The 15,792-nt window shown below is 66.6% G+C and carries 9 protein-coding genes; 7 read left to right on the forward strand and 2 right to left on the reverse strand.

Translation table 11 applies throughout. The features are described 5' to 3' along the window. Positions 1 to 86: 86 nt before the first annotated feature. Entirely contained in the window at positions 87 to 1,085 is a 999-nt protein-coding gene (locus ACH3VR_RS01385; RefSeq protein ID WP_396638955.1) for a hypothetical protein, read from the reverse strand. Positions 1,086 to 1,885: 800 nt separating this feature from the next. On the opposite strand from ACH3VR_RS01385, the gene ACH3VR_RS01390 reads away from it, so the two are divergent. From ACH3VR_RS01390 to ACH3VR_RS01410, 5 genes are all read left to right on the forward strand, one after another. Beyond that, entirely contained in the window at positions 1,886 to 2,854 is a 969-nt protein-coding gene (locus ACH3VR_RS01390; RefSeq protein ID WP_396638956.1) for a carbohydrate ABC transporter permease, read from the forward strand. Continuing rightward, complete coding sequence (locus ACH3VR_RS01395) at positions 2,851 to 3,675, forward strand: carbohydrate ABC transporter permease (protein ID WP_396638957.1); 825 nt, start codon at positions 2,851 to 2,853, stop codon at positions 3,673 to 3,675. Before ACH3VR_RS01390 ends, ACH3VR_RS01395 begins: the two co-directional genes overlap by 4 nt. A 69-nt stretch (positions 3,676 to 3,744) precedes the next feature. Next, the gene (locus ACH3VR_RS01400) at positions 3,745 to 5,016 is read left to right on the forward strand and encodes an ABC transporter substrate-binding protein (RefSeq protein WP_396638958.1); all 1,272 of its coding nucleotides are present in this window, start codon (positions 3,745 to 3,747) and stop codon (positions 5,014 to 5,016) included. A 223-nt stretch (positions 5,017 to 5,239) separates the two neighbouring features. Beyond that, positions 5,240 to 7,093, forward strand: a complete 1,854-nt coding sequence (locus tag ACH3VR_RS01405; RefSeq protein WP_396638959.1) for a PKD domain-containing protein — start codon at positions 5,240 to 5,242, stop codon at positions 7,091 to 7,093. 186 nt (positions 7,094 to 7,279) lie between these two features. Then, positions 7,280 to 9,913: a family 78 glycoside hydrolase catalytic domain gene (locus ACH3VR_RS01410; protein WP_396638960.1), complete on the forward strand. Its 2,634-nt coding sequence runs from the start codon at positions 7,280 to 7,282 to the stop codon at positions 9,911 to 9,913. A gap of 16 nt (positions 9,914 to 9,929) precedes the next feature. Here ACH3VR_RS01410 and ACH3VR_RS01415 read toward each other — a convergent pair whose 3' ends face one another. Continuing rightward, positions 9,930 to 10,943: a LacI family DNA-binding transcriptional regulator gene (locus tag ACH3VR_RS01415; RefSeq protein ID WP_396638961.1), complete on the reverse strand. Its 1,014-nt coding sequence runs from the start codon at positions 10,941 to 10,943 to the stop codon at positions 9,930 to 9,932. 185 nt (positions 10,944 to 11,128) lie between these two features. Between ACH3VR_RS01415 and ACH3VR_RS01420 the strand changes: the two genes are divergently transcribed. Continuing rightward, positions 11,129 to 13,909 carry an alpha-L-rhamnosidase gene (locus ACH3VR_RS01420; protein ID WP_396638962.1) on the forward strand — a complete coding sequence of 927 codons (2,781 nt, stop codon included), beginning with the start codon at positions 11,129 to 11,131 and terminating at the stop codon, positions 13,907 to 13,909. 56 nt (positions 13,910 to 13,965) lie between these two features. Continuing rightward, positions 13,966 to 15,708, forward strand: a complete 1,743-nt coding sequence (locus ACH3VR_RS01425; RefSeq protein WP_396638963.1) for a DUF5605 domain-containing protein — start codon at positions 13,966 to 13,968, stop codon at positions 15,706 to 15,708. The last annotated feature ends 84 nt before the right edge of the window (positions 15,709 to 15,792 follow it).

A 15,792-nucleotide genomic window follows, 5' to 3' on the forward strand; every position in this document is an offset into this window, starting at 1 on the left:
ACCCCAGGCAAGATTGAGGTCTGAAAGCCCCGGACATGCCTCGGGGTAGTACTGGAGCTTGACCATCTCGTTCCGCATGTGAAGCATCAGGTATCGGAGCACATTGTGCCCTGGCTGCTTCCGCCCGATGAGGTGTCGCGCCTCGTCAGCACCGGAAGGATGATCGGCTTCTGCGCCCGCTGAATCGCGCGTGCGCTCAGCTCCTGAAACGCCGCGTCGGGCAGTGCCACGACGTCGAGAAGCGTGGAGCCTGTCTCGGTGAGGTGCTCCATCAGATAGCTGTACTCGGTTTGACCGGTGGAGACCTTCTCGTACACGCCGAAGATGCGCCCGAAGTTGTCGAACTCGCACGGGCGGATCGAAACCGCCCACTCGGTGATGAGCCGGATAGGCATCGTGTGGTCGAGAACATCGATCGACGCGTTGACGAGCGTCAAGTTCGAGGCATAGTTGTCCGAGATGTCGATGTCGGTGAACGCGATGTGGCGCTCGGTCTTGCTCATCCCGTCTTTGGCGTCCTGGAATGTGACCTCGTAGAAGATGCGCCCCTTCACGAAAAACGGGCGGGTTTTCAGGATGTAGTAGCGATCGCGCCGGCCCGGCGATTGGAGCCCTTGACGATACCCCTGTATCTGCGTCGCGATCTTCTGGTGGTACTCGCGCAGTGAGGGGTCAAGATCGACGGGGAACTTCTCCAGGTTGGCAAGCAGTGAGAGGTTCCACTCGGTCTTCGCGAACGCTCGGAGGCGCACGAGATACTCAAAGTACTTGAGCATCAGACGTTCGGAGGCGTCCCCGTCCACGACGTAGTGAGAGACGCTCTCCTGAAGTAGCTTGTGGAAGCGTCGGAGGAAGTGCAGCTTCTTCGGGGCCGTACCGAGTGCGTCGACCGCTCGCTTGATCGCCGCGTAGTCGTACTCGGCGTCACCGCGGCCTTCGCAGTGACGCACAGCTACACCCTCCACGAGATTGCGAAGCTGACCAAGCATCTGCTGCGAGAGAAGCGGCCGATCAGGACTGAGCGCATCGATGGCACCGGAGATGGAACGGTCCGCGGCCGAGATCTGCTGATCAACCGTCGCCATACCTACTGGCTCCCCTCACTTCCCGAACTGCGGAGCGCGGGCTGAAGCTCGAACCGCGCGTCGTGCTTGCTGCCAAGAGTCGACCGTCGCTCTCGCCCCCAGATCGGGTCGACGAGACCTGAGTCTGCCCTACTCGCCACGCCCATGCCGACGAAGACACGTCGGCTGTCGCCGCGAGCCCTTCCGGTGAGGACCCAGGGGCACGCCGGTCGTCCCTCATGCGCGCACTGCCGCAAGCCAGCCCCTGAGTTTCCGCGGAAACCAGGGGTTTTCGTGTTTTCAGAACAATCTCTGACACCGTCTGAAGACCGGCCGGCCGATGAGCGCGAGCAACTTCGAGCGACTCATGCGCACCTTCGTCACCGACAACGAGTCTCGCCTCCGTCGTGCGGGTATCGAGACACGCGGTGCGACAGCGGTCGTCCGCTATCAGCAGAGTGACCACGCGAGCGTCTCACGAGCCACCGGGACCGCAAGAACGGGTTCGACCCGCGCTCCTGCAGCCGATGAAACCCCAGTTCAGCAACGAGTCCCTTGTGTCTCGCCGACCTTCTTGGACGGCGTTCCAGCGCCCGCCTCGCGCGAGCGATTCATACGGTTCGGTCAACCGGAAGATCTGCTAGTTCACCCTCGATAAGAGGAAGCCCGCGTTGCGCAAAAGTCGGGCGCTTCCTTGCAGGCCGGCATCGCCCTACCTAGCGTTGGCCTGGCAAAAGGAACCCGGCTCGTCCCGCTCGCGAAGTGAATCGTTTAAATCACAGCGGCGATGGGCGTCCCGAGAACTACGAAGGGGTAGGGCGATGACCGACATCAGCGCGCATCCTGCGACAACGCAGGCCAGACGTGCGACGCGCTCCGCGACTGACTCCAGCGAGTCATCTGCGCCGCGCCGGCGCCGGACCCGATCAGTCGGCCGGAGTCTGTGGTGGTTCGTCGTCCCGTCGGCGCTCGTCTACCTTTACGTCGTCATCGTGCCGTCTCTTCAAGGTGTCTACTACTCCTTCACCGACTGGGCCTTCTTGAATCCGCCCACGTGGATCGGATTCCAGAACTACATCGACACCTTCACCGGCGACGCAGGAGCCGCCGCGGTGCGGACGCTCGTCATCGCGCTCGTGGTGGTCATCCTGCAGAACGTGCTCGGGCTGGGTTTGGCGCTTCTGCTGAACGGCCGAGTGTTCGGGCGCAACACGCTGCGCACCGTCATCTTCGCGCCGATGGTCGTCTCGGCTCTGGTCGTGGGGTATCTCTTCAAGTACATCTTCGGTCCGCCTGGAGTCGGGGCGATCAACAAGCTGCTCGAAGTGACCGGGCTGCCGCAGGTCGACTTCCTCGGCAACCCGACCTGGGCGCTGTGGATCATCGTGATCACGATCGTCTGGCAGTTCACCGGATCGACGATGGTCATCTATCTCGCCGGTCTCCAGGGCGTGGCAGCCGAGCTCGAGGAGGCTGCCGCGCTGGATGGCGCCGGGTATTGGAAGCGATTCTGGTACATCGTGCGCCCGCTTCTGGCGCCCGCCATCACCATCAATCTGATGCTCGGTCTCATCGGCGGACTGAAGATCTTCGACCAGATCTTCTCCCTCACGGGCGGAGGCCCGGGCAACTCGACGCAGACCATCTCCACGATGATCTATCAGCTCTTCTCTCAATTCGGTCGGTACGGCAGCGCAGCGGCCCTCGCGGTGGTCCTGGCGGTGGCCGTCGGCATCCTGTCGTTCATCCAGTTCTCGGTACTACGCCGGCAGGAGCGCAAGACCTCATGAAAGCACGGACTGTGGCCCGCGCAGGGTCCAACCTGACGGCGTACCTCGTCACGCTGATCTTCCTCATCCCCGTCTACATTCTCGTCAACCTGTCGATCCGGCCGGCCGGCGATCTGACCCCGGGGATCATTCCGAGTTCGCACCCGACGCTCGACAACTTCATCACCGCGTGGACGACGTCCTCACTCCCGAGCGCGATCATCACGAGCGCGGTGGTCACATCGATCTCCTGCATCTTGATCCTGGTCCTGGCGACCACGGCGGCGTATCCGTTGGCGCGATCGACGTCGCGACTGTCGAACGGGACGTTCTATGTGTTCCTGATCGGGCTGCTTCTGCCATTCCAGCTCGCGATGCTGCCGCTCTACTTCCAGATGCGCGATCTCGGTCTTCTCGGATCGATCTGGTCGCTCGTCATCATCTACGCGGGAACTCAGCTTCCCTTCTCGATCTTCCTCATCACGACGTTCCTTCGAACGAGCGTCCCTCTTGAGTACGAGGAGGCCGCTCGGATCGACGGGTGCGGCAACGTCGCCACGTTCTGGCACGTCGTCGTCCCATTGCTCCGGCCTGTGCTCGGCACCTGCCTCATCCTCATCGGCGTCGGGATCTGGAACGACTTCTTCACGCCTCTGATCTACCTCTCGGGCAGTCACCAGGTGACGATCCCGATGTCGATCTACCAATACGTCGGCCAGTACGTCAGCAACTGGCCACTCATCTTCGCGTCGCTCATCATCTCGATGCTCCCGATTCTCGTGATCTACCTCGTCTTTCAGCGGTACGTGATCCACGGTTTCGCCGGAGGGCTGAAGGGTTGACGCGCTCCCTCGTCCGACACACGTCGGGCTGCCCCTGCACCAGAAGACACAGATAGATAGGACAGATCGATGAAGATCAGAAATCTCGCCGCGACGGCCGGGACAATCATGGTCGCGGCCCTCGTCTTGAGCGGATGCTCCGCCTCAGGCGGCGACTCCAACTCCACTTCGGACGGCGAGCTGAGCGGCACGCTGACCGGAATCTTCGACTCGCAGTACAAGGCGGCGCTCGAGCCGATCGTCGCGAACTTCGAGAAGAAGTACCCGGACGTCGACGTTCAGATCGACTACCAGGGAGGCGACCTCGGCCCCGTCATCCTCACGCAGCTCCAGGGCGGCACCGCGCCCGACGTGCTGCTGAGCTTCCCAGGCGGGACCGAAGGCACGGCTGCCGACAACGTGATCCCCCTCGCGGCCGGAGGGCTGATCGCACCCATTGAGCCGGACTGGGCAGGTGACATCCCCGAGACGTGGAAGTCGTCGTTCTTCCACGACGACCAGCTCTACGCCTTCCCCGGGGCGATCCAGCCGCTGACCGCGATCTACAACAAGACGATGCTCGATGAGTTCGGGCTGAAGGCGCCGACCACCCTCGACGAGGTATACGCCTTCTGCGCCGACGCTTCGGACCACGGCGTCTATGCCTACGCACAGGGGCTCGGCGACACTTCCGCCGGACCGCAGATGCTGTCCTTCGCGCAGACCGCGTCTCTCGTCTACGGGCCGACGCCCGATTGGGATGCTCAGCTCGCCAGCGGCGACGTGACGTATCCCAAGTCGGGCTGGGAGACGCAGTTCGAGATCTACCAGAAGATGTTCGATGCCGGGTGCTTCGGTGACGGTGCACTCGGGCGCTCGCGCCAGCAGGGCCAGGACGCGGTCGCGGCTCGCCAGGCCCTCGGGCTCGTCGATGTCGGCGCCGTGACGGCCGGCATCCAGAAGGCCGACACCAAGGACGAGTTCATCATCACGGCGATGCCGGCCACGGAGGACGGCAAGAGCTACATCACGTCGCTGCCGATCTATTCGCTCACTGTCAATGCCAAGGCGAAGAACCTCGCGGCGGCGAAGGCATTCGTCGAATTCGCCGGCGAGCCCGAGCAGTCGGCCCTGTACGCCACCGGGTTCAACATGGTTCCGCTGATCCCCAACGATCAGTTCACGCCGCCCGCCGAACTCGCCGACTTCGCGCAGCTCGTCAATGACGGCAAGACGGCAATGCTCGCGAACGTGACGCCCGAGGTGCAGGTCGCGCTCAACACTGGCGTGCAGTCGATGCTCCTGGGTCAGGACACCCCCGCCAGCCTCGCCCAGAAGCTCCAGGACGCCTACGGCAAGTAGACGCGGTCCGTCGAACGGATGCCGGACCGTGGCTCCCGGGCCGGCATCCGTTCCTCTGGTCCATCCCTTGGCACTGAACAAGCGATGGACGGTGAACCGTCGACCCCGCCAGGCGCCGCCTGGCGTCAGTTGCTGTTCGGTGGCTATCCACGTCAGTGCGGACGCCACCAGGTTCCGCCGCGAAGGCCGTGGCATCAACCAACGAAGACGATGGAGGAACTCCTTGCCCAGATCACCCCGCATGCGTCGGACGCCGATCGCGATCGCCGCAGCCATTGCACTCGCCACCGCGCTCCTGCCGGCTGCTCCTGCCCTGGGAGCACCTACGACGTGCGTCGACCCCGGCTTCGGGAAGCCGATGCAGGTGACCGCCGACTGCATCGACCCCAGCTACGCCAACCCGGTCATCGACGCTGAGACCGACGAGACCTCGCCGGTGCCGCACCACCGAGTGTCGGGCCACTTCGAGGGAACGAACATCCAGTTCACGATCTATCTCCACGCGGCCGCTGACAAATCCAAGTGGGAAGGGCGGTTCTTCCAGTACACCTACCCGACGGTGTTCACGCCGGGCGGAGACCTCTCCAAGGCCACAGATCGAGCGATCGGCTTCGCACTCGCCAGCGGCGGATATGCCGTCCAGGCCGGCAACACGTCGCTGTCGCTCGGCTACCGCCACGCGGCCGCCGCCGCGAAGTTCGCCAAGACTGTCGCGGCCCGCTACTACGGAAGCGACCGCAAGATCTACGGCTATCTCTACGGCCCGAGCGGAGGCTCGTTCCAGACCGCGGGTGCGGCGGAGAACACTGACGGCGTCTGGCAGGGCTTCGTCCCCATGGTGCAGGCCGTGCCCACGCCGAACAGCTACAACTTCAACGGACGCGCGGCCGCCGAGCTCATCCTCGCCGACAAGGCTGACGCGATCCACGACGCGCTGATGCCGGGCGGCAGCGGTGACCCGTACTCCGTTCTCGATGAGGCCGAACGCGCCGTGTTCAGCGAGGTCTCCCGGCTCGGAATCCCGGACAAGGCGTGGGAGAACCCCGACTACCTGCTCGGATACGACCAGCAGTTCTATGGCACCGCCGGTCTGAGCAGCGACTCGCCTCTGGCCTACGACCCGACGTACGTCGACGACTTCTGGAACGCTCCGGGCTACCTCGGCACCGAGAGCACCCCGCTCGGGGCCCGCGTGCGTACCGAACTAGCCGACATGGGCGACACCGTCGGACACCGTTGGAACATCGCCAAGCGGTTCGCCTACCGATACCAGCTGCCGGCCGCCGGCACCGGATGGATCGCGCTCGATCAGTTCCGCAATTCGGACGGCACGCCGATGTACCCGCAGCGCGCCGTCGGCGAGCCCGGCTTCTCGGGCTTCGTCTCGGGCTTCGCGGCCTTCGACGGCTCGATCAACGGCAAGGTGATCGCGGTGTCCAACCTCTATGACACCGACGCCCTGCCGATCCACACCGACTGGTACCGCAAGCAGATCGAGGCGAGCCTCGGCCCTGCCGCATCCGATAACTACCGCGTCTACTTCACGGATCACGCCGACCACCAGGACGCAGTGCCCACTGGCGAGCGCGCGACGCACCTCGTCGACTGGTATGGCATGGTCGAGCAGGCGTTGCGGGATGTTGCTGCGTGGGTCGAGGAAGGTGTCCAACCTCCGGCATCCACTCAGTACACGATCGAGGACTCCCAGATCGTCATCTCCGACAAGGCGCAGAAGCGAGAGGGACTTCAGCCGTCCGTCGACATCACCTCGGGTGGCGGGCAGGTGATCAAGGCGAAGGTCGGCCAGGCCGTTCCTATCGTCGCGACCGCACGCACTCCGCAAGGCGGCGGCCAGGTCATCAAAGCGGAGTGGGACTTCGAGAGCGACGGCGCGTACGTCGCCGGTGGAGCGGTGGCGCCCAAGAAGAACGTGACCGTGTCGACGAAGCACGTCTTCACCGAGCCAGGCACGTACTTCGTCAGCGTGAAGGTGACCGCGGAGCGCAACGGCGATGTCGACGCCGAGTACGCGCTCCTGCAGAACATCGACCGCGTGCGGGTCGTCGTCACTCAGTAGTGGCAAGTGCAAGAAGGGCGGGCGGATGCCTCGTTCCGGGGCATCCGCCCTCGCCAGCTAAGTACGCGCGTGCCCGGAGTGGACTATTGCGCCAATCAGCGGGTGTGGGCCGTCGTCCGGTGGGTGCACTCGGTGGTTCGCACGCGGCCTCGTCCGGGATATGTTGCCCCCAACTGTGGAGAGATCATGACGAACAGCCAGTTCCTCGGAGGCGCCGAATGGATATCGCGCGCGGTCCCCGAATCGCAGCGAATGATCCGCGCGACGCGGCGGGATCGCATCGACTGGGCCCAGCCGGGAGCTGCGCTGGCGCAGGCGTTCCGGACGGCCGGCCCGGTTACCGCGGTAAGCCTCGACGTGTCGGGACCGCGTGACGCCGTCGATCCGCACGCCGTCGATGTCGACTACACGTTCAGCCTCGAGGCGGCGGACGGCACGGTCATCGCCGAGCGCCGCATCACTGGACCTCAGCTGATCTGGGAGTACTTCGGACAGCTCCTCGAGATCACCCCTCCCGCGCCTCCGGGGGAGTACACAGTCGTCCTGCGATCGGATCGAGAAGCCATCGGCTGGTACGCCCAGGACGCCGCGGGCGATGCCACCGATGACGGTGTCTCGCCGCGCCCGGTGATGGGCGGCGCGCTCACCGATGGCGAGCCGGTACCGGGGGCTCGGCTCATCGCCGTGGATACGACACCGGCGCCGAACCCGATCTTCCGCCGCACTTTCGAGATCGATGGTCTCCCTGAGCGAGCAACCCTCGCGGCGACCGTCCTCGGCTGTGGTCACGTGATCATCAATGGCACTCGCGTGGGCGATGCCGTGCTGGAGCCCGCGACGACCGACTACGACAAGACGGTCCTGTACCGCGTTCACGAGGTCGGGCATCTTCTCCGGCCCGGGAGCAACGAGATCGTCATCGAGGCCGGACGCGAGCGCTGGGCTGCGCGCGGCGGTGATATCTGGGGCTGGAACGCAGCTCCATGGAACCGAGAACCGACCGCCGTCGCCCGCCTGGCCCTCGCCTTCGCGGACGGTCGTTCCGAGGACATCGCCACGGGCGCCGACTGGGATGCCGCGCCCGGACCTGTGCGCACCGAGCTCTTCCTCGGCGGCGAGACGTGGGCCACGGGCGGTGCGGCCCCTGAGTGGTCGCCGGTGGCGGTGGTCTCGGCGCCCGGAGGCGAACTCCGGGAGGCGACCCACGCGCCCATGCGTGCAGAAGCTCCCATGCCGCCTGTCGTCGAGACCGATATCGGTGGCGGACGCGCCGTGTACGACTTCGGCGCCGTGATGACGGGGCGACTCCGCTGTCGCGTCACGGGCAAGGCGGGAGCATTGGTGAGAGTGACGTCGGGAGAGCAGCGCGATGCGCAGGGAGCCGTCGTCTGCGACAACATTCTCGCGGCGGGCAACGCGCAGGAGGACACGCTGCTGCTGGAAGGCGACGTGGACGACCTCACGTGGGAGATCCAGTTCAGCTATCGCGGCTTCCGATGGATCCAGATCGACCTCGGCGGGGACGTCGCAGTCGAGGAGGTGCGAGCGGTTCCCATCTACACCCCCATAGATCGCATCGGCGAGATGTCCGTCGACGACCCCCTTCTGGAGTGGATCGACGCCGCGACGGCTCGCACATTCCGGAACAATCTGCACGGCATCCCGACCGATACCCCGATCTACGAGAAGAACGGCTGGACCGCCGACGCGCACCTGGCCACCGAGGCGCTCCTCCACCACTTCGACCTGCGCCCGGCGTTCGGGAAGTGGCTGCAGGACCATCGCGACGCACAGGGCGCGGATGGATCGATCCCGCACATCATTCCGACGCCAGGCTGGAGCCGCGCGTCCGATCCGGCATGGTCGTCGTCTGCCGTCTTGATCCCGTGGTACCTGTACTTCGAGTACGGCGATCCGGCCGTGCTCGAGCAGAACGCGACGATGATCCGGCGATACGCGGACAACCTCATCGAGCGTTCTGCTGGAGGGATCTGGAGGCACCGCACATGGGGCGACTGGCTCACCCCCCATTACGACATGCCGCCGGAGGGAATGGCGCCGCTGGGAACGGCGATGACGGTCACCGCGCTCCGGCACGCCGCCGCTGTGCTCGACGTGCTCGGTGAGGGCGATGCGACAGCGTATCGCTCAGAGGCCGCGACCATTGCGGATGCCTACAATGCGGAGTATCTGGACGCCGAGGTCGGTCATTATCGGATTCCGGGCGTGGGATACCGGCAGACGCTGAACATCCTGCCGCTCGCGTTCGGCATCGTGCCGCCGGATCGGGCCGCCGCGGTCCAGCAGAGCTTGGCCGACGACCTCGAGCACCGCACCGACGGTCACCTGGACTGTGGCGCGGTAGGGATCCGCCACCTGCTTCCCGTGTTGTCGGCGGCGGGGCGTGACGACCTCGCGTTGACAGTGCTGCTCGCGCGCACGCACCCGGGCTGGGGGGTCTGGTTCGAAGCCGGCGAGACCACGCTTCTGGAGGCGTGGGATGCCAGCGCTCGATCTCGAAACCACTACTTCCTGGGCTCGGCCGCATCGTGGATCCAGCAGCGGGTGGGCGGGCTTCGCGCCACGACCCCGGGGTGGAGAACGTTCGAGATCGCGCCGGTCGACGATCCGCGGGTGCGCGGCGGACGGATGCGTCACCGCACGCCGAATGGCGAGGCGGCTGTCCGGTGGCAGCGGGGTCCGGGCGGCTGGCGGTTCGAAGTCGAGGTTCCTGAGGGCGCCGAGGCGACGATCCGCGTGCCTGGGCACACGCGTCATCTGGCGCACGGGGTCCAGGCCTTGACGCTCGCGTCCCGCTGAGCGTTCTGGCTACGCGCTAACGGGGCCGGGTCGATCCGCGGACGACGAGGGTGCACGGCAGCTCGACCCGCTCGTGCGCGGGCTCGTCGTGGCGCCGCAGCTCCTGCGTGAGCTCGATCGCGCGCGTCGCCATATCGCGCAGCGGCTGGTGGACGCTGGTCAGCGGCGGGCGAGCGGTCGCGGCGCGCGGCTCGTCGTTGAAGCCGACCACACTGACCTCGTCGGGGATCCGCTTGCCGGCGCGGGCGGCAGCTCGGTAGACGGCCAACGCCATCTCGTCGTTGCAGGCGAAGACGCCGATCGGGCGCTTGTCCGTGACCAGCTTCATGAGGTCTGCGGACAGCGGAGCATCGGTCCACTGCGAGTCGATGTGTAAGACATCCGCGTCGGGGCGGTGCTCGGCGATCGCCGCGCGGAACCCGTCCTCGCGCGCTCGGCCGAATCGATAGCGGGGGACTCCGGTGACGACGGCGAAGCGATCGACCGCGCAGTTCGCGAGATGAACGCCCGCGTCGTAGCCGCCCTGCCAGTCGGTGGTCCCGACGCTGGCGAGTTCACCCTCGGGGTCGGACATCGGATCGAGGAGGACGATGGGGATGCGCAGGCCACGGATCTCGTCGAGTTGGCGGGCCGTCGGCCGGATGATCCCGATGACCACGCCCGAGGGACGTCGGGTCGCGACGCGCGTCGGCCAATCGTCTGACGGATCGGGGCGGTCGAGTGTCAGCACGAGGTCGAACCCGAGCCGGAACGCCGCCTCGCGCGCGCCGGTGGTCATCGCGTCCGTCCACGCATCGTCGAAACTGCCGAGGACGAACTCGATCAGACGGGGGTCGAGCGTCGTCGGCCTGCCGCGGGTTGCCACCGACTTCTCGTACCCGAGCGACCTGGCCGCGTCCGCAACCCTCTCCCGCGTTCCGCGTGTCAGGTCGCCGCGACCGGCGAGCGCCCGAGACGCCGTCGCGACCGACACGCCTGATGCCTCGGCGACGTCCTTCAGTGTCACAGTCGGCTTTGCTGTTTCGGGCATCGTCGCTCCTCCGTGATTGCGCAAATGGGCTCTCAGGCCTGAAGGCTAGCCGCAGCGCGGATGCCGTGTGAACACCGAGGCGGGGTTGCAGTCGACTATTGCGCAATATCCGGCGATGCGATTGTCGAGGCAATGGGGTGCGCCTAGGCTCGCGTGTCGACCCTTCCCCCTCCCCAGGAGTCCTCATGGCCGAGCTCATGGCGCCGTCTGCACCGCGATTCGAACACCGCACCGATCGAGGCCCCGTGCTCGGCATCGCCACGGCGTCCCCGCGCCTCAGCTGGACTGTCGCCACCGCTCCCAGCGGGTACGTGCAGAGCGCCTACGAGCTCGAGATCGCGCGCAGTACTGCAACCGGTCGCTGGGTCGTCACATCGGACGCGCAGGTGCTGGTGGCTTGGCCCGACGCACCCCTGAATTCGCGTGAGAGGGCCACCGTGCGTGTGCGCGTGCGCGGTGAGGACTGGAGCGACTGGAGCGAGCCGGCCACGGTCGAGGCGGGCCTGCTCGCCCCCGAGGACTGGAGTGCGCGTTTCATACGCCCGGTCGGTATCGGCGCACTTCGTCAGGCCGCTCCCGAGGTGCGCGGCTCACTCCGGGTCGACACGCGGATCGTCCGGGCCCGGCTTCATGCCACGGCACACGGCATCTACACCGCGCGCCTCAACGGCGTCGCCGTGGACGACACCGTCCTCGCGCCGGGTTGGACGGCTTACGAGCATCGCCTGCGTACGCGGGTGTATGACGTGACAGATCTCGTGCAGTCCGGCGAGAACACCCTGGACATCACGCTCGGCAACGGCTGGTGGCGGGGGAGGTTCGGCTTCCTCGGCAAGCGGGCACTCTACGGCGACCAGCTCGCCGCTCTCGCGCAGCTCGAGGTGACGACGGCCGACGGCGAAGTGCTCACGCTCGGCACCGATGCCACGTGGACGGCCCGGGCCACCGGCATCCTCGCTGACGACATCTACGACGGCCAGACGACCGACCTCCGCCACCGAGCGGACGCTCCGTTCGAGCACGCGGTCGAGACGATGAACGCCGATCTCGGAGTGCTGGTCGGTGAGGACGGTCCCGCGATCCGGGTGACGGACGTGGTCCCCGCTGTCGCGATTGCGACCTCGCCGACCGGCCGAACGATCGTCGACTTCGGGCAGAACCTCGTGGGGTGGGTTCGCGTGACCGCACGAGGTGGGCGAGCCGGGGACGAGGTGGTGGTGCGGCACGCAGAGGTCCTCGAGCACGGGGAACTGGCCACCGAGCCGCTGCGCAGCGCCAAGGCCACCGACACCTACTTCCTCAGCGGCGCCCGAACCGAGACGCTCGAGCCGTCGTTCACGTTCCACGGCTTCCGCTACATCGATGTCACGGGACTCGACGATCTCCGCGTCGACGACCTCGCAGCCGTGGTGATCGGGAGCGATCTCGAACGCACGGGCTGGTTCACGTCGTCGAACGAGATGCTCGACCGCTTCCACGAGAACGTGGTGTGGGGCATGCGCGGCAATTTCGTCGATGTACCCACGGACTGCCCGCAGCGCGATGAGCGCCTCGGCTGGACGGGCGACATCCAGATCTTCGCTCCGACCGCCAATTTCCTCTTCGACTCGGCCGGCTTCCTCACCTCGTGGCTGGCAGACCTGGCCGCCGAGCAGGACGAGACGGGCCGCGTCCCGCACGTCATTCCGGACATCCTTCGCACAGCCCTGACGTCAGAGCCCGCCGCGGCCTGGGGGGATGCCGCGACCGTCGTGCCCTGGACGCTGTGGCAGCGGACAGGCGACAGCGGAATCCTCGAGCGGCAGCTGCCGAGCATGCGCGCGTGGGTCGACTGCGTGCGCCGCGAGGCGGGCGCCGACCTCATCTGGCGCGGGGGTGCGCAATATGGCGATTGGCTCGACCCGACCGCTCCTGAGAGCGACGCATCCCTTTCGAAGGCTGATCCGAACGTCGTCGCGACCGCTCACTTCGCGCGCTCCGCGCAGATCGTCGCGTGGGCCGCGCTCGTCGTCGGGGATTCCGCGGTCGCAGACGAGTACAGCGAACTGGCGGCATCCGTGCGCGCGGCATTCGTTCGCGAGTATGTGACTGGAGCCGGACTCGTCTTCTCGGACGCGCAGACCGTGTATGCGCTCGCCCTCAACTGGAACCTGATCGAGGAGCCCGAGCTGCGCCGGCGTGCCGGAGAAAGGCTCGCCGATCTTGTGCGGTCCTCGGGCTTCCGGATCGCCACCGGATTCGTGGGCACACCGATCGTCTGCGACGCCCTGACGGATGCCGGGTATGCCGACCTCGCCCACCGGCTCCTGTTCCAGACGCAGGTCCCGTCGTGGCTCTATCCCGTCACGATGGGCGCGACGACCATCTGGGAGCGCTGGGACAGCATGCTGCCCGATGGCGCCGTCAACGGCAGCGGGATGACCTCGTTCAATCACTACGCCCTCGGAAGCGTCATCGACTGGCTGCACCGCCGGGTCGCGGGCCTCGCCGCGAGCACCGCCGGATACCGGACGATCGCCGTCCGCCCGGTCCCGCCGAAGGCCCTCACCCGCGCGGCGGCCAGCCACCGCACTCCCTACGGCATGGCCAGCGTCGCCTGGTCACGCGAGGGCGGCGAGTGGACGCTGGAGGTCGAGCTGCCCGTCGGGACCAGCGGTGCCGTCGAGCTGCCGTGGGGCGCGGGCACCGCTCACGTCGGGCATGGCCGCCACGAATGGCGCCTCGCCGAGCCTGTGACCGTGGCATCCGCACCGAAGACGATCCGCGACATCGTCGATGACGAGCGGCTCTGGGAGCAACTCATCGCGGCGTCGACGGAGATGGACGTCATCGACTCGGACGAGCGGGTCGCGCGCCTGCTCGCGCCGATGTACGACCGCCCGGCCGCTGAGATCGGCGAGGCGGTCTGGACGCGGTTCTGGCCCTCAGAGGCGGCCAAGGCGTCCTTCGCCCGAATTGTGGACTGAGCGTCCATCGCCCTGCGCCGTGGGCGACTTCCTCGGTGCGACAACCAAGGAGAGATATGTCGAATTTCCACGAACGATCGAACATCGCCGACGTCATCGCGCAGGCGGACGCTCGCGAGGTGATCCGCGGGATCGCCCCGGAGGTGCTCGATTCCTCGCTCGCCGACGGCAGCACCTCATTCCCGCTGGCGCGGATCCTCGGGGTCATCCTCGATGACGCCGACCCGCGCATCGCGCAGATCCTCGCGGCGCTGGGCAACATCGAGGACCATACGCCGCGGCCGGTGGTCGGCGAGCGGATCACGCCGCAGCCCGACTATGAAGGCGACGACGTCGAGCGCGGCAGCGCTCCCGTGACGGTGCCTGCGGGGGTCGAGGTCAACCGCATGGCCGAGATCGTGATCTCCGGCCCGAGCCACGGCAACCCGTTCACGGATGTCGACGTGACGGCGGTGTTCACGCTCGGGGAGCGGGAGCTGCGCGTCGGGGGCTTCTACGACGGCGGCGACCGCTATGTCATCCGCTTCCTGCCGCCCGTCCCCGGCAGCTGGAGATTCCAGACCTCGTCGACCGCACGATCCCTCGACGCCATCACCGGCATTCTCGATGTCTCGGGCGGAGAGGAGCGCGGCGCCGTGCACGCCGACGGCATGCACTTCGCGTACGCCGACGGCACCCCGTTCGTGCCGATGGGCACGACGTCGTATGCGTGGACCCACCAGGAGCAGGAGCGCCAGGAACAGACCCTTGCCGCGCTGAGCAAGACCTCGTTCAACAAGCTCCGGATGGGCCTGTTCCCGAAGCACTTCATCTACAACGAGAACGAGCCGGACGACTTCGTCTTCCCGCGCGCGGGCGAGGAGTTCGACACGACACGGTTCGATGTGGAGTTCTTCCGCCGATTCGAAAGGCGCCTCGAGCAGCTGGACGAGCTCGGCATCCAGGCCGACCTCATCCTCTTCCATCCCTACGACCGGTGGGGGTTTGCGCATCTGGGGCGCGCCGTCGATGACCGCTATGTCAGCTACGTCGTGCGCCGGCTGGCGGCGTTCCCCAATGTCTGGTGGTCACTGGCGAACGAATACGACCTGCTGCTGACGAAGGATGTCGGCGACTGGGACCGCATCGGCGCACTCGTGCGCGAGAACGACCCCTTCGGCCACCCGCTCTCGATCCACAACTGGGTCGACATCTGGGACTACTCGTCCCCGTGGGCGACTCACGCCAGCATTCAGCACGGCGAGATGCTCGGCGCCAAGGTGCGCGAGTGGCGTCGCACGTGGAACAAGCCCGTCGTCGTCGACGAATGCGGGTATGAGGGCGACATCGACCAGGGCTGGGGCTTCCTGTCAGCTCAAGACGAGATGCATCGCTTCTGGTCCGTCGCGATGGGCGGCGGGTACGCCACTCACGGAGAGACGTACTGGGCCGAGGGAGATGTGATCTTCTGGGCGAAGGGCGGGCAGCTGCGCGGAGGCAGCCCCGATCGCATCGCATTCCTCCAGTCGGTGATCGCCGAGTCGCCCACGGGACGTCTGGAGCCGCTCCCATCCGACTTCGACGCGGTGCACGCGGGGGTCGCCGGCGAGTACGTGCTGATCTACTTCGGCGGCGGCCAGCCCGCCTTCCGGTCGATCTCGATCCCGAGTGGAGTCCGCGCCCACGTCGATGTCATAGACGCATGGAGCATGACGATCGACAGGCTTCCGGGACTCCATGAGGGCGACATCCGCGTCGATCTGCCGGCGCGGCCGTACACCGCGATCAGGATCACGGCCGCGTCGACGGCAACGGACTGACGGCGGGCCCTGGCTATTGCGCAACTTCCTCGACTGAGTTGCGCAATAACCGCGGCTCGCATTGCACCCGGTTTTCCGCCGTAC

This window comes from Microbacterium alkaliflavum, from assembly GCF_044325405.1.
GTDB lineage: Bacteria > Actinomycetota > Actinomycetes > Actinomycetales > Microbacteriaceae > Microbacterium > Microbacterium alkaliflavum.